At 69.0% G+C, this 25,920-nt stretch carries 23 protein-coding genes, 1 tRNA gene and 1 pseudogene; 19 read left to right on the top strand and 6 right to left on the bottom strand.

Features of this window, described 5'->3' with window-relative positions; genetic code table 11:
- Window positions 1-60: 60 nt before the first annotated feature.
- The 11 genes and pseudogenes from GT347_RS11450 (at window position 61) to GT347_RS11500 (ending at window position 13,133) form a co-directional block, all read left to right on the top strand.
- Window positions 61-1,215 (top strand): pyridoxal phosphate-dependent aminotransferase, encoded by a 1,155-nt coding sequence (locus GT347_RS11450; RefSeq protein WP_229722841.1) that lies wholly within the window; start codon window positions 61-63, stop codon window positions 1,213-1,215.
- 139 nt (window positions 1,216-1,354) lie between these two features.
- Window positions 1,355-4,419, top strand: a pseudogene (gene fdnG / locus GT347_RS11455) (formate dehydrogenase-N subunit alpha).
- Window positions 4,420-4,429: 10 nt separating this feature from the next.
- A complete protein-coding gene (fdxH, locus tag GT347_RS11460; RefSeq protein WP_160552074.1) occupies window positions 4,430-5,413 on the top strand; it encodes a formate dehydrogenase subunit beta in 984 nt (327 codons plus the stop codon).
- The gene (locus GT347_RS11465; RefSeq protein ID WP_160552075.1) at window positions 5,391-6,098 is read left to right on the top strand and encodes a formate dehydrogenase subunit gamma; all 708 of its coding nucleotides are present in this window, start codon (window positions 5,391-5,393) and stop codon (window positions 6,096-6,098) included. Before fdxH ends, GT347_RS11465 begins: the two co-directional genes overlap by 23 nt.
- A gap of 86 nt (window positions 6,099-6,184) precedes the next feature.
- Complete coding sequence (gene fdhE, locus GT347_RS11470; protein ID WP_160552076.1) at window positions 6,185-7,144, top strand: formate dehydrogenase accessory protein FdhE; 960 nt, start codon at window positions 6,185-6,187, stop codon at window positions 7,142-7,144.
- Between the two features lie 2 nt (window positions 7,145-7,146).
- Window positions 7,147-8,565: an L-seryl-tRNA(Sec) selenium transferase gene (gene selA, locus GT347_RS11475; protein WP_160552077.1), complete on the top strand. Its 1,419-nt coding sequence runs from the start codon at window positions 7,147-7,149 to the stop codon at window positions 8,563-8,565.
- Window positions 8,562-10,517 carry a selenocysteine-specific translation elongation factor gene (gene selB / locus GT347_RS11480; protein WP_160552078.1) on the top strand — a complete coding sequence of 652 codons (1,956 nt, stop codon included), beginning with the start codon at window positions 8,562-8,564 and terminating at the stop codon, window positions 10,515-10,517. The genes selA and selB overlap by 4 nt, the downstream gene beginning before the upstream one ends.
- A 29-nt stretch (window positions 10,518-10,546) precedes the next feature.
- Window positions 10,547-10,639: transfer RNA gene (locus GT347_RS11485), tRNA-Sec, on the top strand.
- Between the two features lie 129 nt (window positions 10,640-10,768).
- Window positions 10,769-11,014, top strand: a complete 246-nt coding sequence (locus GT347_RS11490) for a hypothetical protein (protein WP_160552079.1) — start codon at window positions 10,769-10,771, stop codon at window positions 11,012-11,014.
- 120 nt (window positions 11,015-11,134) lie between these two features.
- Window positions 11,135-12,169 (top strand): LacI family DNA-binding transcriptional regulator, encoded by a 1,035-nt coding sequence (locus GT347_RS11495; RefSeq protein ID WP_160552080.1) that lies wholly within the window; start codon window positions 11,135-11,137, stop codon window positions 12,167-12,169.
- 37 nt (window positions 12,170-12,206) lie between these two features.
- Entirely contained in the window at window positions 12,207-13,133 is a 927-nt protein-coding gene (locus GT347_RS11500; protein WP_160552081.1) for an EamA family transporter, read from the top strand.
- Window positions 13,134-13,142: 9 nt separating this feature from the next.
- On the opposite strand, the gene GT347_RS11505 is transcribed toward GT347_RS11500, so the two are convergent.
- Complete coding sequence (locus tag GT347_RS11505; protein ID WP_160552082.1) at window positions 13,143-14,102, bottom strand: LysR family transcriptional regulator; 960 nt, start codon at window positions 14,100-14,102, stop codon at window positions 13,143-13,145.
- Between the two features lie 97 nt (window positions 14,103-14,199).
- Here GT347_RS11505 and GT347_RS11510 point away from each other — a divergent pair, with 97 nt between their 5' ends.
- The 8 genes from GT347_RS11510 (at window position 14,200) to GT347_RS11545 (ending at window position 21,892) form a co-directional block, all read left to right on the top strand.
- Window positions 14,200-15,552 carry an aspartate aminotransferase family protein gene (locus tag GT347_RS11510; RefSeq protein WP_160552083.1) on the top strand — a complete coding sequence of 451 codons (1,353 nt, stop codon included), beginning with the start codon at window positions 14,200-14,202 and terminating at the stop codon, window positions 15,550-15,552.
- Window positions 15,553-16,204: 652 nt separating this feature from the next.
- The gene (locus tag GT347_RS11515) at window positions 16,205-17,350 is read left to right on the top strand and encodes an IS481 family transposase (RefSeq protein ID WP_160552084.1); all 1,146 of its coding nucleotides are present in this window, start codon (window positions 16,205-16,207) and stop codon (window positions 17,348-17,350) included.
- 351 nt (window positions 17,351-17,701) lie between these two features.
- On the top strand, window positions 17,702-18,817 hold the full coding sequence (rutA, locus tag GT347_RS11520; protein WP_160552085.1) for a pyrimidine utilization protein A: 1,116 nt from the start codon (window positions 17,702-17,704) through the stop codon (window positions 18,815-18,817).
- A 7-nt stretch (window positions 18,818-18,824) separates the two neighbouring features.
- Window positions 18,825-19,568 (top strand): pyrimidine utilization protein B, encoded by a 744-nt coding sequence (rutB, locus tag GT347_RS11525; RefSeq protein WP_160552086.1) that lies wholly within the window; start codon window positions 18,825-18,827, stop codon window positions 19,566-19,568.
- Between the two features lie 28 nt (window positions 19,569-19,596).
- Window positions 19,597-19,989, top strand: a complete 393-nt coding sequence (rutC, locus tag GT347_RS11530) for a pyrimidine utilization protein C (protein ID WP_160552087.1) — start codon at window positions 19,597-19,599, stop codon at window positions 19,987-19,989.
- A gap of 1 nt (window position 19,990) precedes the next feature.
- Window positions 19,991-20,818, top strand: coding sequence for a pyrimidine utilization protein D (gene rutD, locus GT347_RS11535; protein WP_160552088.1), 828 nt, complete (start codon window positions 19,991-19,993; stop codon window positions 20,816-20,818).
- Window positions 20,802-21,392, top strand: coding sequence for a malonic semialdehyde reductase (locus tag GT347_RS11540; RefSeq protein WP_160552089.1), 591 nt, complete (start codon window positions 20,802-20,804; stop codon window positions 21,390-21,392). Before rutD ends, GT347_RS11540 begins: the two co-directional genes overlap by 17 nt.
- 14 nt (window positions 21,393-21,406) lie before the next feature.
- Window positions 21,407-21,892 carry a flavin reductase gene (locus tag GT347_RS11545; RefSeq protein WP_160552090.1) on the top strand — a complete coding sequence of 162 codons (486 nt, stop codon included), beginning with the start codon at window positions 21,407-21,409 and terminating at the stop codon, window positions 21,890-21,892.
- A gap of 3 nt (window positions 21,893-21,895) precedes the next feature.
- Here the strand turns inward: GT347_RS11545 and hpaH are convergent, their stop codons facing one another.
- From hpaH to GT347_RS11570, 5 genes are read right to left on the bottom strand one after another with little or no spacing between them, the layout of a single operon-like run.
- Entirely contained in the window at window positions 21,896-22,714 is an 819-nt protein-coding gene (gene hpaH, locus GT347_RS11550) for a 2-oxo-hept-4-ene-1,7-dioate hydratase (RefSeq protein ID WP_160555312.1), read from the bottom strand.
- Window positions 22,714-23,580 (bottom strand): fumarylacetoacetate hydrolase family protein, encoded by an 867-nt coding sequence (locus GT347_RS11555; RefSeq protein WP_160552091.1) that lies wholly within the window; start codon window positions 23,578-23,580, stop codon window positions 22,714-22,716. The genes hpaH and GT347_RS11555 overlap by 1 nt, the downstream gene beginning before the upstream one ends.
- On the bottom strand, window positions 23,577-24,479 hold the full coding sequence (locus tag GT347_RS11560) for an amidohydrolase family protein (RefSeq protein ID WP_160552092.1): 903 nt from the start codon (window positions 24,477-24,479) through the stop codon (window positions 23,577-23,579). The genes GT347_RS11555 and GT347_RS11560 overlap by 4 nt, the downstream gene beginning before the upstream one ends.
- A gap of 7 nt (window positions 24,480-24,486) precedes the next feature.
- A complete protein-coding gene (locus tag GT347_RS11565; RefSeq protein WP_229722843.1) occupies window positions 24,487-24,894 on the bottom strand; it encodes a RidA family protein in 408 nt (135 codons plus the stop codon).
- The gene (locus tag GT347_RS11570) at window positions 24,891-25,856 is read right to left on the bottom strand and encodes a Bug family tripartite tricarboxylate transporter substrate binding protein (protein ID WP_160552094.1); all 966 of its coding nucleotides are present in this window, start codon (window positions 25,854-25,856) and stop codon (window positions 24,891-24,893) included. The genes GT347_RS11565 and GT347_RS11570 overlap by 4 nt, the downstream gene beginning before the upstream one ends.
- Window positions 25,857-25,920 lie beyond the last annotated feature (64 nt).

Here is a 25,920-nt window from a genome sequence, read left to right on the forward strand (position 1 = left end):
GGCCCGCCCGTGTCGATATTCGCCCAACGCGTACACCGCATCCAACCCTCCCCCAGTTCCATGGCCGGCGTGCGCACCCGCAAGCTGATCGCCGAGGGCCGCGACATCGTCGCGTTGACCAATGGCGAGCCGGATTTCGCCACGCCGCCCAACATCCTGGAAGCCGCCTCGCGCGCCATGGCCGCCGGCCGCACCAAGTACACCGACGTGGGCGGCACGCCCGAGCTGCGCGAGGCGGTGCGCCACAAGTTCAGCCGCGAGAACGGGCTGAGCTACCGGCAAGACGAGGTGGTCGTCGGCACCGGCGGCAAGCAGGTGGTCTTCAACGCGCTGATGTGCACGGTGGAGGCGGGCTGCGAGGTCATCATCCCGGCGCCCTACTGGGTGTCCTATCCGGACATCGTGCTGCTGGCCGGCGGCAAGCCGGTCTTCGTCGATTGCCCGGAGGCGCGCGGCTTCAAGCTGCAGCCCGAGGACCTGGAGCGCGCCATCACGCCGTCCACCCGGTGGTTGATCCTGAACGCACCCAACAACCCCAGCGGCGCCATCTACCGCCGCGAGGAACTGCGCGCCCTGGCCGACGTGCTGCTGCGCCATCCCCATGTCTGGGTGCTGACCGACGACATGTACGAGCATGTGATCTATGACGGCCTCGCCTTCCACACCATCGCCCAGGTGGAGCCCGCGCTGCAGGAGCGCACGCTGACGGTCAACGGCGTCTCCAAGGCCTATGCCATGACCGGCTGGCGCATCGGCTACGGCGGCGGGCCGGCGCCGCTGATCGCGCAGATGGTGAAGATGCAGTCGCACAGCACCTCCAACCCCTCCTCGGTCGGCCAGGCGGCCGCGGTGGAGGCGCTGCTCGGCCCGCAGGACTTCATCGCCGAGCGCTGCGCCATCTTCCAGGCGCGGCGCGATTTCGTGGTGGCGCAGCTGCGCGCCTGCCCGGGCCTGGACAGCCATCTGCCCGAGGGCGCCTTCTATGCCTTCCCCTCCTGCGCCGAGCTGATCGGCAGGAAGACACCGCAGGGCAGGACCATCGCCTCGGACAGCGACCTGGTCATGTACCTGCTCGACGAGGTCAATCTCGCCGTGCTGCAGGGCGCCGCCTACGGCAGCTCGCCGTATTTCCGGCTCTCCTACGCCTCTTCCATGCCGGAGCTGGAGGAAGGCGCCCGCCGCCTGCGCCTGGCCTGCGAACGACTGCAGGACTGAGCCGGGGCTGATCCCTGCCGCTATAGCCGGTTGGAAATAACGTGGGTATGTCCTAGCTTCCCCCTCTGGATTGATCCGCCTGCATGATGGGTTGCCTGCCTAAAATTGCAGCAAGAATCCGTCCCAAGAGGCACCCACGATGCAACTCTCCCGCCGCCAGTTCATGAAAGTGACTGGCTCCAGCCTGGCGGGCTCCAGCCTGGCCCTGATGGGCTTCTCGCCAGCGACCGCGCTGGCCGAAGTCCGCCAGTACAAGCTCGCCGCCACCACCGTCACACGCCAGACCTGCACCTACTGCTCGGTCGGCTGCGGCATCCTGATGTATTCCCTGGGCGACGGCGCGAAGAACGCCAAGCCCTCGGTCATTCATGTCGAGGGCGATCCGGACCACCCGGTCAACCGCGGCACGCTCTGCCCCAAGGGCGCGAGCCTGCTGGACATCGTCAACAGCCCCAACCGGCTGCTGTATCCCGAGTACCGCGCGCCCGGCTCCACCGAGTGGAAACGCATGTCCTGGGACGATGCCCTGAACCGCATCGCCGCCCTGATGAAGGCCGACCGCGACGCCAACTTCATCGAGACCCTGCCCGACGGCAAGCGCGTCAACCGCTGGACCACCACCGGCATGCTGGCCGCCTCGGCCTCCAGCAGCGAAGCCGGCTACATCACCCACAAGATCGCCCGCTCCTGGGGCCTCGTCGCATTCGATAACCAAGCCCGTGTCTGACACGGCCCGACGGTGGCAGGTCTTGCCCGACGTTTGGCCGTGGAGCGATGACGAACCATTGGGTCGACATCAAGAATGCGGACGTGATTCTGGTGATGGGCGGCAATGCAGCCGAGGCCCATCCCTGCGGCTTCAAGTGGGTGACCGAAGCCAAGGCCCATAACAAGGCCTATTTCATGGTGGTCGATCCGCGCTTCAACCGCTCGGCATCGGTGGCCGATTTCTATGCGCCCATCCGTTCGGGCAGCGACATCGCCTTCCTGGGCGGCGTGATCCGCTGGCTGCTGGAGAACGACCGCATCCAGCACGACTACGTGAAGGCGTACACCGACTTCAGCTTCATCGTGCGCGAGGACTTCAGCTTCGCAGACGGCTACTTCTCCGGCTACAACGAGGAAAAGCGCCAGTACGACAAGGCCAGCTGGGACTACGAGCTGGGCGAGGACGGCTTCGTCAAGACCGACCCCACGCTGCAGCACCCGCGCTGCGTCTACCAGCTGATGAAGCAGCACTACAGCCGCTACACGCCCGAGAAGGTGGAGAGCGTCTGCGGCACCCCCAAGGCCAAGTTCCTGCACATCTGCGAGAAGATGGCCAGCACCGCCGTGGCCGGCCGTGCCATGACCATCATGTACGCGCTGGGCTGGACCCAGCATTCCATCGGCGCGCAGATCCTGCGCACCGGCGCCATGGTGCAGCTGCTGCTGGGCAATATCGGCGTGGCCGGCGGCGGCATGAACGCGCTGCGCGGGCACAGCAACATCCAGGGCCTGACCGACCTGGGCCTGCTCTCGGCCAGCCTGCCGGGCTATCTGACGATGCCGCGCGATGCGGAACAGGACTACCAGGGCTACATCACGACCCGCACGCAGAAACCGCTGCGCGCCAAGCAGATGAGCTACTGGCAGAACTATCCCAAGTTCCACGTCAGCCTGATGAAGGCCTGGTACGGCCCGGCCGCCACCGCCGAGAACAACTGGGCCTACGACTACCTGCCCAAGCTCGACAAGGAGTACGACATGCTCCAGATCTTCGAGCTGATGAAGGAAGGCAAGGTCAACGGCTACCTGGCGCAGGGCTTCAATCCGCTGGCCGCCCTGTCCAACAAGGACCGGGTGCGCGAGGGGCTGGCCAAGCTCAAGTTCCTGGTCATCATGGATCCGCTGGCCACCGAGACATCGGAGTTCTGGAAGAACTACGGCGAGCACAACGACGTGGACTCCTCGAAGATCCAGACCGAGGTGTTCCGCCTGCCCACCACCTGCTTCGCCGAGGAAGAGGGTTCGGTCGTCAGCTCCTCGCGGGTGCTGCAGTGGCACTGGAAGGCCGCCGCGCCGCCGGGCCAGGCCGAGACCGACATCCGCATCATGTCGGAGCTGTACCTGCGCATCAAGGCGATGTACCAGAAGGACGGCGGCAAGTTCCCGGACCCCATCGTCAACCTGTGGTGGCCCTACGCCCAGTCCGACGAGCCCACGCCCATGGAGGTGGCCAAGGAATACAACGGCCGCGCCCTGGTCGACCTGATGGACCCGGCCGACCCGACCAAGGTGCTGCGCAAGGCCGGCGAGCAGATCTCCGGCTTCGGCGAACTGCGCGACGACGGCAGCACCATGAGCGGCTGCTGGATCTTCGCCGGCAGCTGGACCCAGGCCGGCAACCAGATGGGCCGGCGCGACAACTCCGACCCCACCGGCATCGGCAACACCCTGAACTGGGCCTGGGCCTGGCCGGCCAACCGGCGCATCCTCTACAACCGCGCCTCCTGCGATCCCGCGGGCAAGCCCTGGAACCCCAAGCGCGACCTGGTCCACTGGAACGGCAGCGCCTGGGTGGGTGCCGACGTGGCCGACTTCGGCGCCAACCTGGCGCCCGAGACCGGCGCCGGCCCCTTCATCATGAACCCCGAGGGCGTGGCGCGTTTCTTCGCCCGCAAGGGACTCAACGAAGGCCCGTTCCCGGAGCACTACGAGCCCTTCGACACGCCGCTCGGCTACAACCCGATGAACCCCAACAACCCCAAGGCGACCAGCTCGCCGGCGGCGCGGGTGTTCAAGTCGGTGTGGGAGACCTTCGGCAAGGCGGCGGACTTCCCGCACGTGGGCACGACCTACCGGCTGACCGAGCATTTCCACTACTGGACCAAACACGCGCTGCTCAACGCCATCGTGCAGCCGCAGCAGTTCGTGGAGATCGGCGAGGCGATGGCCAGGGAGTTGGGCATCGCCAACGGCCAGATGGTCAAGGTCAGTTCCAAGCGCGGCTACATCAAGGCCGCGGCGGTGGTGACCAAGCGCATCAAGCCGATGACGATCGAGGGCAAGACGGTGCACCACGTGGGCATCCCCATCCACTGGGGTTTCAAGGGCGTGACCAAGGCCGGTTTCCTGGCCAACACGCTGACTCCCTTCGTGGGCGACGGCAATACCAACACGCCGGAATTCAAGACCTTCCTGGTCAAAGTGGAAAAGGTCTGAGGAGCCCGACATGTCATTGCAATCGCTCGATATCAAACGGCGCTCCGCCACCACCCTGCCCGAGCCGCAGGCCCGCTCGCCCCATTCGGGCGAGGTGGCCAAGCTGATCGACGTCTCCAAGTGCATAGGCTGCAAGGCCTGCCAGACCGCCTGCATGGAGTGGAACGACCTGCGCGACGACGTGGGCAGCACGCTCGGTGTGTACGACAACCCGGCCGACCTCACCGAGAACTCCTGGACGGTGATGCGTTTCACCGAATACGAGAACGAGGAGAGCGGCAACCTCGAATGGCTGATCCGCAAGGACGGCTGCATGCACTGCGAGGACCCGGGCTGCCTCAAGGCCTGCCCTTCGCCGGGCGCCATCGTGCAGTACACCAACGGCATCGTGGACTTCCACGAGGAGGCCTGCATCGGCTGCGGCTACTGCATCGCCGGCTGCCCCTTCAACGTGCCGCGCATCTCCAAGAAGGACAGCAAGGCCTACAAGTGCACCCTGTGCTCGGACCGCGTGGCCGTGGGCCAGGAGCCGGCCTGCGTGAAGACCTGCCCCACCGGCGCCATCATGTTCGGCACCAAGCAGGCCATGAAGGACCAGGCCGAGGAACGCATCGAGGACCTGAAGGAACGCGGCTTCGACAAGGCCGGCCTGTACGACCCGGCGGGCGTGGGCGGCACGCATGTGATGTACGTGCTGCACCATGCGGACAAGCCCTCGCTGTACAGCGGCCTGCCCAACAAGCCCAAGATCAGCCCGATGGTCGGCTTCTGGAAGGGCGCGGCCAAGCCGCTGGCGCTGGCCGGCATCGCGCTGACCGCGCTGGCCGGCTTCTTCCACTACACCCGTGTCGGTCCCAACGAGACCAACCAACACGAGGAAGACGATGCCGAAGCCGAGGCGCTGGCCCGGCGCGAGGATGCGGGCGTGGACACCGACCCGCTGGCCGAAGTGAAGGAACAGGAGGCCCGCCATGAGCAGCATCCACAAGGCTGAAGCACCCACCGCGCGCGACTTCGCCACGGCCAACGAGGAGCCGGTGATCCAGCGCTACACGCCCAACGAGCGCAGCAACCACTGGATCACGGCGATCTGCTTCGTGATCCTGGCGCTGTCGGGACTGGCGCTGTTCCACCCCGCCATGTTCTGGCTGACGAACCTGTTCGGCGGCGGGCCGTGGACACGCATCCTGCATCCCTTCGTGGGCGTGGCGATGTTCATCTCCTTCACGCTGCTGGTGATCCGTTTCTGGCACCACAACTTCCTGGAACAGAAGGACGTGCAGTGGATGAGGCAGATCGGCGACGTGCTCACCAACCACGAGGAGAAGCTGCCCGCCATCGGCCGCTACAACGCCGGCCAGAAGCTGCTGTTCTGGGTGCTGCTGGCCTGCATGCTGGGCCTGCTGCTGACGGGGCTGGTGATCTGGCGGGCCTACTTCAGCCATTTCTTCCCCATCTCGGTGATCCGCGCGGCCTCGCTGCTGCATGCCTTCTTCGGCTTCGTGATCATCTGCTCCATCATCGTGCACATCTATGCGGCGCTGTGGATCAAGGGCTCGATCCGCGCGATGACCCGCGGCTGGGTGACCTACGCCTGGGCGCGCAAGCACCACAAGGGCTGGTATGACGAGGTGGTGGACCGGGAACGCGCGCTGGCGCGCGAGCGGCGCGATGTCTAGACTGGCCTGCCCGATCCTGTAGAAAGACGCCGGGTCCGCCCGGCGTCCCTGTTTTTGTCGATCCTTCTGCTTTGGGATATCTGTCCGTGCAACGCATCCTCCAGCCCGGCGAGATCGAGACCCTCGACCGCATCCACTTCCCCCGCATTCGCCTGCCGCAGCCGGCCACGCTGTTCCAGGAGCGGGCCGCGCGGCTGCGCCAGCTCGCGGCGGGCAATCCCATCGCCGACTACCTGCTGTTCGCCGCACGGCTGGTGGATGCGCAGCATCACCAGGTGAGCCAGGCGGCGCCTGCCGAGCCGCTGCCGGCCGGAGCGGCCGAACGCGCCAGCGCGCACGGCATGCCGCTGCTGCCGGTGGCCGATGCGCTGCCCGCGGCCTGGCGCGGCACGCTGCGCGGCCTGGTCGCCGAACTGAAGGGCGATGCCGCCGTGCCGGCCGCCCTGCAGCCGGTGTTCGACCACCTGGCCGCGCTGGACGACACCGCGCTGGATGCCCTGGCCCGCCAGGTGCTGGCCGACAACATCGGCCGGGAAGAGCTGGCCGCAGCCCCGCTGGTGATGGCCGCGCTGCAGGTGGTCTACGCCATACGCGCGGCGGCGCTGTCCGAGAAGGACGTGCCCTATGCCGAGCCCGCCACCGTCTGCCCCGTCTGCGGCAGCGCCCCGGTGGCCAGCGTGCTGCGCATCGGCGGCGAGGCGGGCGGCCACCGCTATCTGCACTGCAGCTGCTGCGCCACCGAATGGCACATGGTGCGGGTGAAATGCAGCCACTGCGAATCGACCAAGGGCGTGCGTTACCAGGGCGCGGCCGATGCCCAGGCCACGCCCGCGGGCAAGGCCGACACCCGCCAGCCGGTGCTAGCCGAGACCTGCGACACCTGCCACACCTACCGCAAGCTGGTGGACCAGGAGCAGGACCCGTATGTCGACCCGGTGGCCGACGACCTGGCCAGCATCACGCTGGACCTGCTGATGGGCGAGACCGAGTTCTCGCGCGCCAGCGGCAATCCGCTGCTGGCCATCGAGAAGCCTCTGGCGGTGTGAGCATGGACCAGCCCGCCCAGCGCCTGCCCTCGGTCGACCGTGTGCTGGGAGCAGCGCCGCTGCGGGCCCTGGCCGAGCGCTACGGCCATTCCGCCGTCGCCACCGCCCTGCGCGCCGAGTTCGACCGGCTGCGGCCCGCCGCCCTGGCCGGCCAGCTCGCGGCGGACGCCATCGCCGACGACACCCTGGCCGCCGCCTGCGAGCGCACCCTGGCCGAACGTTTCGCACCCAGGCTGCGTGCCGTCTTCAACCTCACCGGCACCGTGCTGCACACCAACCTGGGCCGGGCGCTGCTGCCGGACGCGGCGGTGCAGTCGGTGCTGCAGGCCCTGACCGCGCCGGCCAACCTGGAATTCGACCTGGCCACCGGCGGCCGCGGCGACCGCGACGACCTGGTCGCCGAGCTGCTCTGCGAGCTGACCGGCGCCGAGGCCGCCACCGTGGTCAACAACAATGCCGCCGCCGTGCTGCTCACGCTCAATGCGCTGGCGCCGCGCAAGGAGGTCATCGTCTCGCGCGGCGAGCTGGTGGAGATCGGCGGCGCCTTCCGCATCCCGGACATCATGGGCCGGGCTGGCGCGCGCCTGGTGGAGGTGGGCACCACCAACCGCACCCATGCCAAGGACTACCAGGAGGCCATCGGGCCGCGCACCGGCATGCTGATGAAGGTGCACTGCAGCAACTACGCCGTCACCGGTTTCACCAAGAGCGTGGGCGAGGCCGAGGTGGCCGCGATCGCCCATGCCCACGGCCTGCCGCTGGCGGTGGACCTGGGCTCGGGCACGCTGGTGGACATGGCGCAGTGGGGCCTGCCCCACGAACCCACCGTGCGCGACGTGGTGGGCGCGGGCGCCGACATCGTCACCTTCAGCGGAGACAAGCTGCTGGGCGGCCCGCAGGCCGGGCTGATCGTGGGCCGCCGGGACCTGATCGCGAAGATCAAGAAGAATCCGCTCAAGCGCGCCCTGCGGGTGGGCAAGCTGACCCTGGCCGCGCTGGAGCCGGTGCTGCGCCTCTACCTCTCGCCGGAACACCTGGCCGAGCGGCTGACCACGCTGCGCCTGTTCACCCGGCCGCAGGCGCAGATGCGGGCCGAGGCCCAGCGCCTGCTGCCGGTCGTGCAGGCGGCGGCGAAGGATTTCGAGGTGACGGTGGCGACCATGTCCAGCCAGATCGGCAGCGGCGCCCTGCCCGTCGATACCCTGCCCAGCGCCGGCCTGCGCCTGGCGCCGCGCGAAGCCAAACGCGCCGGCCGTCAGCTGGCCCGGCTGGAGGCCGCCCTGCGCGGGCTGCCGAGGCCGGTCATCGGCCGCATCGCCGACCAGTCCCTGTGGCTGGACCTGCGCTGTTTGGAAGCCGCCGACGAGGCCGCCTTCACCGACCAGCTCCCCATGCTGCAGGCACTGCTGGCCACGACATGATCCTGGGCACCGCCGGCCATGTCGACCATGGCAAGACCACCCTGGTGCGCGCCCTCACCGGCGTGGACACCGACCGGCTGAAGGAGGAGAAGGCGCGCGGCATCTCCATCGAGCTGGGTTACGCCTACGCACCGGTGCCGGAGGGCGGCGGCGTGCTGGGCATCATCGATGTGCCGGGGCACGAGAAGTTCGTCCACACCATGGCGGCCGGCGCCTCCGGCATCGCCCATGTGCTGCTGGTGGTGGCGGCCGACGACGGCGTGATGCCGCAGACCCGCGAGCACCTGGCCATCGTGGAACTCTTCGGCATCGCCCAGGGCACGGTCGTGCTGACCAAGACCGACCGGGTGGATGCCGAACGCATCGCCGCCGTGCGGACCGACATCGCGGCCCTGCTGCACGGCTCGCCGCTGCAGGACGCGCCGGTGTTCGAGACCGCCATCGCGCCCGACACCACCGGCCCGCAGCACGGCATCGAGGCCTTGCGCGAACACCTCTTCACCCTCGCCCGCCAGTGGCGCCAGCGCCGCGACGACGGCCTGTTCCGCCTGGCGGTGGACCGGGTCTTCACCCTGGCCGGCCAGGGCACGGTGGTCACCGGCACCGTCTTCGGCGGGCGGGTGGTGGTGGGCGACACGGTCACGCATTCGGCCACCGGCGAGCCGGTGCGGGTGCGCAGCCTGCATGCGCAGAACCGGGCGGCGACCGAAGGCCGGGCCGGCGAGCGGGTGGCGCTCAACCTGGCCGGGATCGACAAGCAGCGGATCGGACGGGGCGACTGGATCGCCGATGCCCGGGTGCTGCGACCCACCCAGCGCATCGACGTGCGCCTGCATCTGCTGGCCGACGCGCCCGCGCTGGGCGCCTGGACGGCCCTCCATGTGCACCTGGGTGCCGCCCACCGCCAGGCCCATGCGGTGCCGCTGCAGGCCGACACCGTCGCCCCCGGCGGCGAGGGCTGGGTGCAGCTGGTGTTCGACGCGCCGGTCTTCGTGCTGCCGGGCGACCGGCTGATCCTGCGCAACGCCCAGGGAAACCGCACGGTGGGCGGCGCCGTGGTGCTGGACCCGCAGGCCCCCGAGCGCCGCCGCCGCAGCGCCGAGCGTCTGGCCTGGCTGGCCGCGCTGGAAACCCTGGTGGCCGAGGGCGATGCCCGCCCGCTGCTACTGGCCGCGCCGGCCGGCCTCACCCGCAGCGGCCTGGCCCGCCTGCTGGGCCGCTGGCCGGATGCCGGCTGGGCCGGCAGCGACGCACCCGCCTTCCCTTTGGGCGGCGGCGCGGACGACGACCTGCTCTGGCTGGCGCCGCAGGCCTGGGCCGCCCTGCGCCAGCGCATCGTCGAAGCCCTGGACCGCCACCACGTCCGCGCCCCCGACGAGCCCGGCCTGAACAGCGCCCGGCTGCAGCGCATGGTCTTCCCCGCCCGGGGCAGCGCGCAGGCCCCGTACTGGAACGCCTGGATCGCCCGCCTGCTGGACAGCGACGACGGCGCCCTGCAGCGCAGCGGCCAATGGCTGCACCGCCCCGGCCACCGGCTGGAACTGGACGCAGCCGAAGAGGCGCTGGCCCGACAACTCCTGCCCCTGCAGCTGGCCGGCGGCAACGACCCGCCCTGGGTGCGCGACCTGGCCGCCGCCACCGGCCAGCGCGAGGACGCGGTGCGCGAGCTGCTGCGCAAGCAGGCCCGCAGCGGCGCCATGCACCAGGTGGTCAAGGACCTGTTCTATCCGTCCGAAAGCATCGCCAAGCTGGCCGGCATCGCCGCCGCGCTGGGCGACGGGCGGCCGGTGGAGGCCCGCGAGTTCCGCGATGCGGTGCAGCTGGGCCGCAAGCGCGCCATCCAGATCCTGGAATTCTTCGACCGCATCGGCTACATGCGCCGCGTCGGCGATGCGCACTGGATCCGCCCCGGCATGCGCTGGACCGAACACGGCCCGGCCAGCGAAGCCTGAACGCCTAGAATTTGCCTTTCGTTCATCGAGGAAAGCACACGCATCCGGTGGTGTGCCCGGGCTTCAAACCCGGTAGGGGGCGCCAGCCGCTTCCTGGTCGGTTCGACTCCGGCTGCTTTCCGCCCCTCCCCCCTTTTTCGCCGACGCATCCATGCGGTTGTCCGCCGACAGGGCCATGGGCTGCAGCCCTGCTTGCCGCGCGTTCCGCGGCCCCTAGAGTGGCCGCATTCCAACCCTTGACGGATCGCGCCATGTCCCAGCCCCACACCCTGATTTGCGCCGCCATCGCCGCCGTCGTGCTGACGGCCTGCGGCCAGCGCAGCAGCGATGCGCCCGCGGCACCGGCCGCCAGCGCGCCCGCCGCCGCTTCGTCCTCCTCCGACCATCCGAGCGCGCCGGCCGCGGGCGCCAATGCCGACCCCAAGACCCTGGCGCCCGCGCCCGGCTCAGGCGAAGGCGCCTCGGCGGCGACCGATCCGTCCCAGAAGAAGCCCTGAGCCCTTCTTCGAAAACAAGCGAACGCTTTCGTTTGTTCGACGTAAACAGTCGCCAGAAGGCGGAAGTGACCCAAAAGAACCCGCCGGAACCGGCAGGCCCTGGTCCTAGACTTGCCGGCCATGAATGCAGGACCCTCCTTGGACAGGGCCGCCGCCGAACGCGGCCGGCCCGCCGTCACCTTGCGTGAGGTGGCGCAGCTCGCGGGCGTTTCGGCGATGACGGTGTCGCGTGTGCTGCACACGCCGCAGCGGGTGACCGCGCCGTTGCGCGCCCGCGTCGAGCAAGCCGTGCGCGCCCTGGGTTATGTGCCCAACCTGATGGCCAACGGCCTGCGCTCCTCGCGCAGCCACCTGGTCACCGCCCTGGTGCCGACCATCCACGGCTCCCTGTTCTCGCAGATGGTGGGCGCGCTGACCGATGCCTTCGAGGCCCGCGGCTTCCAGCTGATGGTGGGCCAGATCGGTTATGCCCGCTCCCGCGAGGACGAGCTGCTGCGCGCCATCATCGGCCGCCGGCCCGACGGCATCGTGCTGACCGGCATCCTGCATTCGCCCGAGGGCCGCGCCATGCTGATCTCCTCCGGCATCCCGGTGGTCGAGACCTGGGACGACACACCCGAGCCGATCGACATGCTGCTGGCCCTGTCGCACGAACGCATAGGCCGCGATGTCTGCGGCTTCCTGCACGGCCGCGGGCGGCGCCGCCCGGCCTTGCTGAGTGGCCGGGACGACCGCGCCCTGCGGCGGGTGCAGGGCTTCTGCGACCAGGCGCGGGCGCTGGGCCTGCCGCCGCCACCGCTGCAGCTGGCCGATTCGCCCACCACCCACCGCCACGGCCGCGAAGGCCTGGCCGCGCTGCTGCAGGCCGACCCCGCCATCGACGCCGTGTTCTGCAGCTCCGACATGATGGCCGCCGGCGTGCTCACCGAGGCCCGGGTGCGCGGCATCCCGGTGCCCCAGCGGCTGGCGGTGGTCGGTTTCGGCAACCTGGACATCGCCGCCTCCATGCAGCCGGGCCTGAGCAGCGTGCACATCGACGGCGCCGCCATCGGCAGCATGGCGGCCGCGATGATCGCCGGCTGCGCCGAAGGCCGGCCGCCGGCCGAGCGGACCGTCGCGGTGGAGTTCCGCATCGTCGAGCGCGAAAGCACCTGAGGCCACCCGGCCGCGCCTGCCGCATGATGGCGACCGCATGACGACACCCCACACCTCCTTTGCCCCGCGCGAGCTGGCCGCCGCACTGCTCGTCGTCGTCATCTGGGGGCTGAACTTCGTGGTCACCAAGGTGACGCTGCGCGAGTTCACGCCCTTCCAGCTGGGCACCTTCCGTTATTTGTTCGCCGCGCTGCCCCTGGTGCTGGTCCTGCCGCGCCCGCCGCTGCGATGGCGCTGGCTGCTGGCCGCCGGGCTAGCCCAGCTGGCGCAGTTCGCCATGGTCTTCGTCGCCATCCGCATGGGCATGAGCGCGGCGCTGGCCTCGGTGCTGCTGCAGACGCAGGTCTTCTTCACCGCCCTGCTGGGCCTGCTGCTGCTGCGCGAGCCCCTGCGTGGCGCGGCCCGTGCGGCCCTGGCGCTGGCGGCGGCCGGCCTGGCCTGCTTCGGCATCGAGTTCGCGGGCGGTGCCGGCGGCGGCATCACGCTGGCCAGCCTGGTGCTGATCCTGGGGGCCGCCACCATGTGGGCGGTGTCCAACATCATCGTGCGGCGCATCCAGGCCAGCCAGCCGCGCTACGACGCGCTGCCCTTCATGGTGTGGATCTCGCTCGTGCCCATCCTGCCCTTCGCTGGCCTGGCCTGGCTGTTCGACCCCGAGGCCACGCGCTGGCAGTGGCTGCATGCCAGCGCCACCGGCTGGGCCGGCGTGGCCTATCTCGGCTGGTGCGCCACCCTGGCCGGCTACGCCCTGTGGACCTGGCTGCTGCAGCGCCACCCCGCCAACCGGGTGGCGCCCTTCAGCCTGGGCGTGCCGGTGATCGGCCTGGCCACCGGCATGCTGGTGCTGGGCGAGACCATCACGCCCTGGCAGTGGGCCGGCAGCGCCTGCATCGTGGCGGCGCTGCTGGTGGGCATGCTGGGGCCGCGTCTCTTCGTGCGCGCGGAGGACAGCGGGCCGGGCTGAGCCCCGGCTTCAGGGCGTTGGCGCCGCATGCGCCTCGACCAGGCAGTCGTGGAACAGCTTGGCGGCCCGCGAAGGCGCGGGCGAGCGCCGCAGCAGGCTGACGAAGCGGCATTCGTAGCGGAAACGCTCCGGCGCGATCGCCTGCATGCGGCCTGCCTGCTCGAAGGCCTGCGCATAGTGGTCGGGCAGAAAACCCAGGTAGCGGCCCGACAGCACCAGCAGCGCGATCGCCTCCTGGTCGAAACCCGTGGCCTTGCGGGTGAGCTGTGCGCGGTGGGTCAGCGCCATGTTGGGCGAGTGGTAGCCCAGGCCGGCGAAGGCGTATTCGCGCAGCCGCGCCCAGCTCAGCTTGCCGTGCGCGGCGCCGAAGAGCGGATGGCGCTCGCCGCAGTACAGCAGCATGGTCTCGCCGAACAGCTCGCCGTAGGCCAGGGTGCGCGAGCTGCGGTGCGCCGGGATGATGCCGACCTGGAAGGCGCCGTCGATCACGCCGCGCTCGATGGCGTTGATCGAGCCGATGTGCACGTTCAGCGCCACCTCCGGCGCCCGCTCGGCGAAACGCGCCATGGCGAGATCGACACGCGCCTCGGGATTGCTGGCCGTCTTGTCGAACACCGCCACGTCGAGCGCGCCGCCCATGCGGTGGTGGATGTCGTCCACGCTGCTGCGGAAGGCCTGCACCGAGGCCAGCAACCTCAGGGTCTCGTCGTACACCCGCTGGCCTTCCGCGGTCAGCGCGAAGCCGGCCCGGCCGCGCCGGCACAGCACCAGGGACAGGCGGGTCTCCAGGTCCTTCACGTGGCGGCTGACGGTGGAGGTGCCGATGTTGAGCTCCAGTTCGGCCGCCGACATGCCGCCGCATTCCACGACGGTCTTGAACACCCGCAGCAGGCGCAGGTCCATGTCGCTGAGCTGGCCGAGCAGGGCGCGCGATTTCTCGGGTGCGCCAGCGGGGGTCTTTACTTGCATGAACGCTCAAGTGAATAACGATATCGCGCCATTTTCAGGGGATAAGCGCCGCACCACAATCGCGGCTGTTGTCCACCTTCCGCTGGAGCCTTTCGCCATGACCCTCGCCACCATCGAACCGCAATCCCCCGAAGTCCGCACCGACGCCGCCTGGCTCGACGCCCACTGGATGCCTTTCACCGGCAACCGCAACTTCAAGGCCGATCCGCGCATGGTGGTGGAAGCCAAGGGCGCCTACTTCACCGACGACGCCGGCCGCAAGATCTTCGACGGCCTGTCGGGCCTGTGGTGCACCGGCCTGGGCCATGGCCGCCCGGAGATCACCGAAGCCGTCAGCCGCCAGATCGCCAAGCTCGACTACGCACCCGCCTTCCAGTTCGGCCACCCGTTGTCCTTCGAGCTGGCCAACAAGCTGAAGGAACTGACGCCCGCAGGCCTGGACCATGTGTTCTTCACCGGCTCCGGCTCGGAAGCCGCCGACACCTCGCTGAAGATGGCCCGCGCCTACTGGCGCGCCAAGGGCCAGGGCACCAAGACCCGGCTGATCGGCCGCGAGAAGGGCTACCACGGCGTGAACTTCGGCGGCATCTCGGTCGGCGGCATCGGCGGCAACCGCAAGCTCTTCGGCCAGGCCGTGGAAGCCGACCACCTGCCCCACACCCACAGCGCCGACCGCCTGTTCACCCGCGGCATGCCCACCGAAGGCGCCGCCCTGGCCGACCGCCTGCTCGATTTGATCGCACTGCACGACGCCTCCAACATCGCCGCGGTGATCGTGGAGCCGATGTCGGGCTCGGCCGGCGTGATCGTGCCGCCGCAGGGCTATCTGCAGCGCCTGCGCGAGATCTGCACCGCCAACAACATCCTGCTGATCTTCGACGAGGTCATCACCGGTTTCGGCCGCGTGGGCGCCTTCACCGGCGCGGAAGCCTTCGGCGTGACGCCGGACATCATGAACGTGGCCAAGCAGGTGACCAACGGCGCCCAGCCGCTGGGCGCGGTGATCGCCAGCCGCGAGGTGTACGACACCTTCATGGCTGCCGGCGGGCCGGAGTACATGGTGGAGTTTCCGCATGGCTACACCTACTCGGCCCATCCTGTGGCCTGCGCCGCCGGTGTTGCCGCGCTGGAGGTGCTGCAGAAGGAAGACATGGTCGGGCGGGTGCGGGCGCTGGCGCCGCATTTCGAGGCGGCCGTGCACAGCCTCAAGGGCGTGAAGCACGTGACGGACATCCGCAACATCGGGCTGGCTGCGGGCATCACGCTGGCCTCCGTTCCCGGTGAGCCGGCCAAGCGGCCCTATGAGGTGGCCATGGCATGCTGGAAGAAGGGGTTCTACGTGCGCTACGGCGGCGACACCATCCAGCTGGCGCCGCCCTTCATCTCGGAGAAGGCCGAGATTGACCGCATGGTCAGCGCTCTTTCGGATGCGTTGGCTGAGACTGCCTGAGGGGGGGGTCTTCTCCTTCGCGGAGGGCGGAGCTGGGGCTGCGCGCCCCAGACCGCGCTCACTTTCTTTGCTTCGCCAAAGAAAGTAAGCAAAGAAAGGCGACCCGGCTGCGGGAGTCCCCCCTCTTCGAGGGGGGCACGCTGCGGTGCTCGCAAAAGCGGGGTCCACGACAACTCGCTTCGCTCAAACAGGTCGTGGCCCTGATCCGCTTTTGCTGCGCTCCTCGCTCACCCGCAGACGGGACCCGGGGAGCGGGGACAGCCACTGCTTCGCAGGGCGACGGGCCGTCGCTGCGCTCGGCCTCTGATTGAACACCAGCCCACATTGGGCGCCGCCTTCCTACCCCAGGCCGAGCGCAGCGACGGCCCGTTGCGCTGCGAAGCAGCCGCTGTCCCCGTATCCGGGTCCCGTGAGCCCGAGAGCGAGGAACGGAGCAAAGGCGGATCAGGGCCACGACCTGTTTGAGTCGAAGGCGAGTTGTCGTGGACCCCGCCTTTGCGAGTACCGCAGCGGTGCCCGAAGGGCCTCGGGTGTCGGGTCGCCTTTCTTTGCTTACTTTCTTTGGCGAAGTGTTCAGACCGGGGACATGGGAAACGGGTGTGCGGGGACATGGGAAACACTTCTGTGCGGCAGACAAGCCGAGGAGAAGCCCATGCCCTGGCAACCGAGAGACCTCATGAGCACCAAGCAAGAGTTCGTGGAACTGGCCCAGCAGGAAGGGGCTAATCGGCGCGAGTTGTGCCGGCGCTTCAACATCACGCCCAAGGCGGGCTATGCGCTGCTCAAGCGTTTTGCAGTGGAAGGTCAGGCGGCCTTCGTGGAGCGCTCCAGGCGCCCCGTACACAGCCCGCTGCAGACGCCCGCGGACATGCAGTCGACCGTCCTGGCGATGCGGCGCGAGCATCCTGCCTGGGGCGCGCGCAAGATCTGCCGCAGGCTGCTGGACCTCGGCCACCGCGAGGTGCCCGCCACCAGCACCGTCACCGACATCCTGCGACGCAACGGCCTGATCCCTCAAGAGGCGAGCGCTGCCAGCCAGCCCTGGCAGCGCTTCGAGCACGAGCATCCCAACGCGCTGTGGCAGCTCGACTTCAAAGGCCACTTCGAGACCGCTGCCGGGCGCTGCAACCCGCTGACCTTGCTCGACGACCACTCGCGCTTCAACCTGGCCGCGGCCGCCTGCGCCAGGACCGACAGCGCCACGGTGCAGAGCCAGCTCCAGGCCGTCTTCGAGCGCTACGGGCTGCCCGCGCGCATCAACGCCGACAACGGCGCGCCCTGGGGCGTGCCGAGCGCACCGGGCCACCTCAGCGGGCTCGACATCTGGTTCATCCGGCTGGGCATGCGCGTCAGCCACAGCGCGCCGTACCACCCGCAGACCAACGGCAAGCTCGAGCGCTTCCACCGTTCGCTCAAGGCCGAGGTGCTCAACGGCAGGACCTTCGACAACCTCGCCCATGCACAGGACGCGCTCGACCGCTGGAGGGCTGTCTACAACCACGAGAGGCCGCACGAAGGCATCGCCATGCAGACACCCGCACAGCGCTACCGCATGAGCCCGCGGGCCATGCCGCAGGTGCTGCCGGAGATCGAATACGCCGAGCACGATCACGTCGTGACCGTGGGCTGGAACGGCTTCGTGAAGTTCCAGGGCCACAAGCTGCGCCTGTCGCACGCGCTGCACCGCCTGCCGGTGGCCTTCCGGCCCGATCCCGAGCACGACGGCTGCTATGACATCTACTTCAGCCACCACTGCTTCATGCGCCTGGACAGCCCTGCGGCGACCGCTTCCAATTGAGCCGAGGTGTTTCCTATGTCCCCGCACGGGTGTTTCCCATGTCCCCGGTCTAAACAGCGAAGCAAAGAAAGTGAGCGCGGTCTGGGGCGCGCAGCCCCAGCTCCGCCCTCCGCAGGAGAACCAGCCCTCGGCAAGAGAAAACCCCCAAAAACGCACCACATCCGCGCCCTCCGCGCACCACGCCCGGGCTCCTCCCTCACAGCCCAAAGCAAATCTGGACCATTTGGTCAAAAAAAACCACCCCCAGCATCACAAGCATTTGATTTAAAAAGAGATTCCCCCGTTGGCACGCCACGTGCATAAGCCCGCAAGCCCCGCCGCGCAGCGGCACCCCCAACGCCCAGAGGTCCCATGAAAGTCGGAGTCTTCATCCCCATCGGCAACAACGGCTGGCTGCTCTCGGAAACCGCCCCCCAGTACCAGCCGACCTTCGAACTCAACAAGCAGATCGCCCAGTCGGCAGAGCACTACGGCATGGACTTCGTGCTGTCCATGATCAAGCTCAGAGGCTTCGGCGGCAAAACCGAGTTCTGGGACCACAACCTCGAATCCTTCACCCTGATGGCCGGCCTGGCAGCCGTCACCACCAAGATCAAGCTCTTCGCCACGGCCGCCTCGCTGGTGATGCCGCCCGCCATCGTGGCCCGCATGGCCAGCACCATCGACTCGATCTCGAACGGCCGCTTCGGCGTGAACTTGGTCACCGGCTGGCAGCGCCCCGAGTACTCGCAGATGGGCATGTGGCCCGGCGACCAGTTCTTCTCCACCCGCTACGAATACCTCTCCGAATACGTGCAGATCCTGCGCGAGCTGTGGACCACCGGCAAGTCCGACTTCAAGGGCGAGCATTTCCAGATGGACGACTGCCGCCTCAGCCCCCGCCCGCAGGCCGACATGAAGGTGATCTGCGCCGGCGGCAGCGACGCCGGCATGGAGTTCTCGGCCAGGTACGCCGACTACAACTTCTGCTTCGGCAAGGGCATCAACACCCCCAAGGCCTTCGCGCCCTCCGCCGAGAAGCTCATCGAGGCGACCAAGAAGACCGGCCGCGACGTCTCCACCTACGTGCTGGCCATGGTCATCGCCGACGAGACCGACGAGGCCGCCCGCGCCAAGTGGGAGCACTACAAGGCCGGCGCCGACCAGGAGGCCATCTCCTGGCTCGGCGGCCAGGCGGCGGCCGACACCAAGTCCGGCAGCGACACCAATGTGCGCCAGATGGCCGACCCGACGTCGGCGGTCAACATCAACATGGGCACCTTCATCGGCTCCTACGCCACCGTGGCACGCCTGCTCGACGAGATGGCCGAGGTGCCCGGCACCGAGGGCGTGCTGCTGACCTTCGACGACTTCGTGCCCGGCGTGAAGAACTTCGGCGAACGCATCCAGCCGCTGATGAAGAGCCGCGTAGGCGCCGACACCCCCGTGCCCTCCCGGGTCGCCGCCGACCAGCCCGTCGCCGCATGAGGCCCGCATGACCGAGAAGAACCTCACCCTCACCTCCACCATCCCCGTCGGCCCGCCGCAGTTGCCGGGCGCGCCCGCGCCGCTGATCCTGCCGGCCCGGCCCGAGCCGGTGGCCCTGCAGCCGGCGCAGACCGCGCTGATCGTGGTCGACATGCAGAACGCCTATGCCACCGAAGGCGGCTATGTGGATTCGGCCGGCTTCGACATCTCCGGCGCCAAAGGCGTGATCGACAACATCGTGCAGGCGATCGCCGATGCACGTGCGGCCGGCATGCTGGTCGTCTTCCTGCAGAACGGCTGGGACGCCGCCTATGTGGAGGCCGGCGGCCCGGGCTCGCCCAACTGGTACAAGTCCAATGCGCTCAAGACCATGCGCAGGAAGCCCGAGCTGGCCGGCCGGTTCCTGGCCAAGGGCGGCTGGGACTACGAGCTGATCCCCGCCTGCCAGCCCCAGCCCGGCGACATCGTGGTGCCCAAGACCCGCTACAGCGGCTTCTTCAACAGCACGCTCGACAGCACCCTGCGTTCGCGCGGCATCCGCAGCCTGGTGTTCACCGGCATCGCCACCAATGTGTGCGTGGAGTCCACCCTGCGCGACGCCTTCCACCTCGAATACTTCTCGGTGATGCTGGAGGACGCCACCCACGAGCTGGGCGGCGGCGCCATCCAGAAGGCCGCCGTCTACAACGTGGAGACCTTCTTCGGCTGGGTCTCCACCGTCGCCGATTTCCGCAAGACCGTCTCCGCCTGAACCACCCCTGATCGCAGAAGGAAAGCACATGCCCAAAGAAGCCATCATCCCGCCCGGCACCGGTGTGCCCATCGCCCCCTTCGTGCCCGGCACGCTGGCCGACGGCATCGTCTATGTCTCGGGCACCCTGCCCTTCGACAAGGACAACAACGTGGTGCACGTGGGCGACGCCACCGCGCAGACCCGCCATGTGCTGGAGACGATCAAGGGCGTGATCACCGCCGCCGGCGGCACCATGGACGATGTCACCTTCAACTCCATCTTCCTCAAGGACTGGGCCGATTACGGCAAGATCAACGCGGTGTACGCCGAGTACTTCCCCGGCGTGAAGCCGGCGCGCTTCTGCATCCAGTGCGGCCTGGTCAAGCCCGATGCGCTGGTGGAGATCGCCTCCATCGCGCATGTGGGCAAGAAGGGCTGAGATGGCGGCGCCCTCCCCGCTGTATCACGAGGTCCATGGCCAGGGCCGGCCGGGCGCGCCCAGCGTGCTGCTGTCCTCCGGCCTGGGTGGATCGGCCCACTACTGGAAGCCGCAGGTCGCTGCGCTGGTCGATGCCGGCTGGCGTGTGGTGGCCTATGACCAGCGCGGCACCGGGCGCAGCCCGGCCACCCTGGGCACCGGCTACACGATCGCCGACATGGCGGCCGACGTGGCCGAGGTGATGGATGCCAGCGGCACCGAAAGCTGCCACCTGGTCGGCCACGCGCTGGGCGGCCTGGTCGGCCTGCAGCTGGCGCTGGATGCGCCGCAGCGCATCGCCAGCCTGGTGCTGATCAATGCCTGGTCCGCGCCCAATGCGCATTCGGCGCGCTGCTTCGATGCGCGGCTGGAGCTGCTGCGCGCAAGCGGCGTGGAGGCCTATGTGCAGGCGCAGCCGCTGTTCCTCTATCCGGCTGACTGGTCGCTGGAGAACGCCGCGCTGGTCGAGGCCGAGGTGGCGCATGCCATCGCGCATTTCCCCGGCGCCGACAACATGCGCGCCCGCATCGCGGCCCTGCGCGCCTTCGACGTGGATGCGCGCCTGGGCGAGATCCAGGCACCCGTGCTGGTCAGTGCGTCGCGCGACGACCTGCTGGTGCCCTGGACCCGCTCGCAGCGGCTGGCCGATGGCCTGCCGAATGCCACGCTGGATCTGTTGCGCCACGGCGCGCATGCCCACAACATCGTCGAGGCCGAGGCCTTCAACCAGACCCTGCTGGCCTTCCTGGCCAGGCAACCCGCCGGAGCCGCCCATGTCCTCAGCGCTTGATACCGCCGCGCTGGCCACCCTGTTCACCGAGGCGCGCAGCCAGAACGCCTGGACCTCGGAGCCGGTCTCCGACGACACGGTCCGCCGGCTCTACGAGCTGGTGAAGTTCGGCCCCACCTCGGCCAACTGCTCGCCCGCGCGATTCGTCTTCGTGCGCAGCCCGCAGGGCAAGCAGCTGCTGGCGTCGGCCCTGTCCAAGGGCAACCTCGAGAAGACGATGACCGCACCCGTCACCGTCATCGTCGCCTGGGACCGGGAGTTCTACGAGGAGCTGCCCAAGCTTTTCCCCCATGGCGACGCCCGCAGCTGGTTCACCGGCAGCCCGGCCGTGGCGCACGAAACGGCCTTCCGCAACGCCAGCCTGCAGGCCGGCTACCTGATCCTGGCGGCACGCGCGCTGGGGCTGGATGCCGGGCCGATGTCGGGCTTCGAGAAGGACAAGGTCGATGCCGCCTTCTTCGCCGGCACCACCTGGACCGCCAACCTGCTGATCAACCTTGGCCATGGCGACCAGGCCAAGGTCTTCGGCCGCCTGCCGCGCCTGGGCTTCGACGAAGCCTGCCGGCTGGCCTGAGCGGGGCGCCCGCCATGGCCGTCAGCAAGACCGAGTTCCGCCAGGCCATGTCGCGCCTGGGCGCGGCGGTGCACATCGTCAGCACCGACGGGCCCGCCGGCCGCGCCGGCTTCACCGCCTCGGCCGTCTGCAGCGTGACCGACGAGCCGCCCACGCTGCTGGTCTGCCTCAACCGCAATGCCTCGGCCTATGCGGCCGTCAAACGGAACGCGGTGCTGTGCGTGAACACGCTGGCGGCCGGGCACCAGGCCATCTCCGACCTGTTCGGCGGCAAGACGCCGCAGGACCAGCGTTTCGAAGCCGCCGAATGGACCCGCGGCGCCACCGGCGCGCCGCTGCTGGCCGATGCCGCCGTGTCCTTCGATTGCCGGGTGGTGGACTGCAGCGCCGTGGGCACGCACGACGTGCTGATCTGCGAAGTGGTGGGCACCGCGCTCGGCGGCGCCTCGCACGGGCTGGTGTATTTCGACCGCCGCTACCACGAGGTCGCGGCGGCCTGAGCTTCAACCGAAATGGCAGGAGACGCTGCCGAACTCGCCGTAGTCGGCCACGATGGTGTCGCCCTTGACCACATCGATAGGCCGGATGAAGGACCCCGCCAGCACCACCTCCCCCGCCTGCAGGCTCACGCCCTGGCGGTGCAGCCGGTTGGCGAGCCAGGCCACGCCGTGCGCCGGATGGTTGAGCACGCCGGCCGCCAGCCCCGTCTCCTCCACATCGCCGTTCTTGCTGACGATGGCGCCGATGCGCCGCATGTCGGCATCGAGCTGCGCCGGCTTGAAGGGCCGGCCGCCGAGCACGATGGCGGCATTGGCGGCGTTGTCGGAGATGGTGTCGAAGACGTTGCGGGTCTTGCCCGTCGCGGGGTCCACCCGCTGGATGCGGGCATCCAGGATCTCCAGCGCGGGCGTGACGTAGGCGGTGGCGTCCAGCACGTCGAACAGCGTGCAGTCCGGGCCCGACAGGGGTTTGGCCAGGATGAAGGCCAGCTCGGCCTCGATGCGCAGCTGCAGGAAACGCTCGGCCGGGATCACCCCGCCGTCGCGGTAGAACATGTCGTCGAGCAGCAGGCCGAAGTCGGGCTCGGCGATGTTCACCGCGCGCTGCATGGCCTTGGAGGTCAGGCCGATCTTGTGCCCCTTGGCCACGCGGCCGGACTGCAGCTTCAAGTCCATCCAGGCCGACTGGATCGCATAGGCGTCGTCGATGGTCATGCCCGGATGGCGGCTGGAGAACTGGCCGCAGGGGATGCGGCTCTTGTCGGCCTGCTCCAGGTCGGCGGCGGCGGCGCGGCATTGCTCGGGGCTGAGTGTCGTGCGGATCACGATTCGGCCTCCACCACGTTGCGCAGGATGCCCACGCCGCTGACTTCGATCTCCACCACGTCGCCCGGCTGCAGGAAACGCGGCGGATCGAAGCGGATGCCGGCGCCGGTCGGCGTGCCGGTGGCGATCACATCGCCGGCTTCGAGTTCGGTGAAGGTGGAGAGGTAGCTGATCAGGTAGGCGAAGTCGAACATCAGGCGTTCGGTGGTGTCGTCCTGCCGGGCCTCGCCGTTCACGCGGGTCAACACGCGCAGCGCGGCATAACCCTCGGGGTATTCGTCGGCGGTGGCGATCCAGGGGCCGATGGCGCCGGAGGACTGCCAGTTCTTGCCCTGGGTGACGTTGAACTTGGCATGGTGCACCCAGTCGCGCATGGTGCCCTCGTTGATGCAGGTGAGGCCGGCGATGTGTTCCAGCGCCGTCTCCTTCGAAATGCGCCGTCCGCCACGGCCGATGACGATGCCGATCTCGCCTTCGTAGTCGAGCTGCTGCGACTCCCGGGGCTGCACCAGCGGCGCGCCATGGGCGGCGAAGGAGCCGGGCACGCGCATGAAGATGCTGGGGTACTTCGGCAGGCTGCTGCCGTCCTTGTATTCGGCGTTGCGGTCGGCGTAGTTCACGCCGATGCAGAAGATCTTGCGCGGCGCGGGGATGGGCAATGCCAGCTGCACGTCGGACAGGGCGTGGTCGGCCTGGGCGCCTTGCAGCGCGGCTTGCGCCTCGGGCACGGCATCGGCCTCCAGCAGCGCCATCAGGCTGGCGTAGGAAGGCAGGCGGCGTCCCAGGTCGACGATGCCCTGGCCGCTGGCGTCCAGCGCGCCCCAGGCGGGGCGTCCGTGGTGAAAGTAGCTCAGCAGCTTCATGCGGCGGTCTCCATCTCGGCGGTGAATCCGAAGAAGCGGGCGGGGTTGTCCACCAGCACCTTCTGCAGGGTGGGCGTGTCGGGCGCGAATCGGGAGAGCAGATCGAGCAGGGCGCCCTCGTTGGGCGTGGCCTTGGTGGAGACCGGGTGCGGCCAGTCGCTGCCCCACACGCAGCGCTCGGGCGCGGCGGCGATCAGGCGTCGGGCCAGGGGCACGACGTCGTTCCAGGGCTCGCCGGTCTTCGAGAGCTTCTCGGACAACGACAGCATCACCCAGAAGTTGCCGCGCGACAGCAGGTCGAGCACGGCGGGCAGGCTCGGGTCCTGATCGCCGAGCGAGGGATCGACGCGGCCCATGTGGTCCATCAGCACCGGCAGGTCCAGGTGCTCGAAAGCCTTCATCTGCTCGGCGATGCCGCTGGGCTCGGGCTGCACCTTGATGTACCAGCCCAGTTCACGCACCTTGCCCAGGGCACGGTCCATCTCGGCGGGCGAGAAGCTGATGCCCAGGCCGCCGCGGGTGAAACGCGCGCCGCGCACGCCGGCATCGTGCAGCTGCTGCAGATAGGCGTCGTCGCGCTCCAGCAGCACCGCCGCGTTGGCGCAGCCCAGGTAGCGGCGCGGGCCGCGGCCGTTGAGGCCCTGCAGGGCATCGAGCACCACCTGGTGGTCGGCGCCATAGGTGGTGGCCTGCACGATCACGCCGCGCTGTATGCCCAGGGTGGCATGCAGGCGCTGCGCCACCTGCCAGGTGGCGGTGGGCATCTCGTAGGCCGCGCCGGGGCGCACGGGATAGAGGTCGCGTGGGCCGAAGACGTGGAACTGGCTGTCGCAGGACAGCGGCGGCGGCGCCTTGGCGGGCGCGCGCGGGTGGGGGTTGAAGGCTTGGTATTCGGGCATGGCGGGGTCAGGCGATGTAGGCTGTGAAGACGCACTCGATGAGTTTTCCCATGTCGAGTTCGGGCGCGTGGATCGCATGGCGTGCGGGCCGGGTGGTGGCGTCCGGGAACATCTCCAGCCAGGGCAGGTTGAGCGCCGGCCGCTGGCTGCGGTCCTTCATCCAGACGGTCACCTTGACCACGTCCTGCACGCCGCCGCCTGCCGCCTCGACGATGCGGCGCAGGTTGTCCAGCATGTGGCGGCACTGGGCCTCGATGCCCTCTGCCACCTGGCCGGTGGCCGGGTCGGTGCCCAGCACGCTGCCGCTCTCCACCAGCGGGCCGATGCGGCAGGCGGCGGGGATCGGGTTCTTGTGGCTGAAGCCCGCGATGTAGACGGCGGTACGGCCCGCCGGAGCGCTGCGGCCCAGGCTCATTCGGCCGAGATGTTGGCCTGCTGGATGATCGGTATCCATCGTTTGTCTTCCTTGTCGAGGAACTTGCCGAACTGGTCGGGGGACATGCCGCGGGCTTCGGAGCCGAGCACCTGGAAACGGTCCTGCACGGCCTTGTCGGCCAGGATCTTCTGCAGCGCGGACGAGAGCCGGTTCACGATCTCGGCCGGCGTGCCGTGCGGCGCCATCACGCCGGTGAAGGTCTCGGTGCTGAAGTCCTTGAAGCCGGATTCGGCGAGCGTGGGCACGTCGGGCAGCTGCGGCAGGCGCTGCGGCGAGGTCACTGCCAGCGCGCGGGTCTTGCCCTGGGCGATGAAGGGGCCGGCCACCGAGACCTGGTCGAAGTTGAACTGCACCTGGCCGCCCAGCAGGTCGGTGGTGGCGGGCGCGTTGCCCTTGTAGTGCACGGTGGTCCAGTGGGCGCCGCTCTCGCGCTGCAGGTATTCGCTGACCAGGTGGTTCTGGGTACCGGCGCCGGGCGAGGCCATGGTGAGTTTGTTGTCGGGCTTCTTGCCCTCGGCGATGAACTCGGCGATGGTCTTGTAGGGCGTGGACGGATGCACCTGCAGCACCAGCGGCGTGAAGGAGACCGAGCTCACCGGCGCGAAGTCCTTGCGCCAGTCGTAGGCCTTGCGCTTGAAGATGACGGGCGAGAAGAGGATGGGCCCGTTGGCGCCCATGAAGAAGGTGTAGCCGTCGGGCGCGGCCTTGGCCACGAACTCGCCGGCGATCATGCCGCCGGCGCCGGGCCGGTTGTCCACGATGAAGGGCTGCTTGAAGGCCTGCTGCAGCTGCTCGCTGACGATGCGGGCGGCGCCGTCCACATTGCCGCCGGGCGGATAGGGCAGCACCAGGCGGACGGGCTTGTCGGGCCATTCGGCCTGGGCTGCGAGCGGCGCGGCCACGCAGGCGGCCGCCAGGCTGAGCGCGATGAATTTGCGCATGTGTCTTGTCTCCTTGTTCATCCATCCGTGTCTTCGGATGTGGAGGCCCAATGTAGGCAGGGCG

It is taken from the genome of Xylophilus rhododendri, from assembly GCF_009906855.1.
Taxonomy (GTDB): Bacteria; Pseudomonadota; Gammaproteobacteria; order Burkholderiales; family Burkholderiaceae_C; genus Xylophilus; species Xylophilus rhododendri.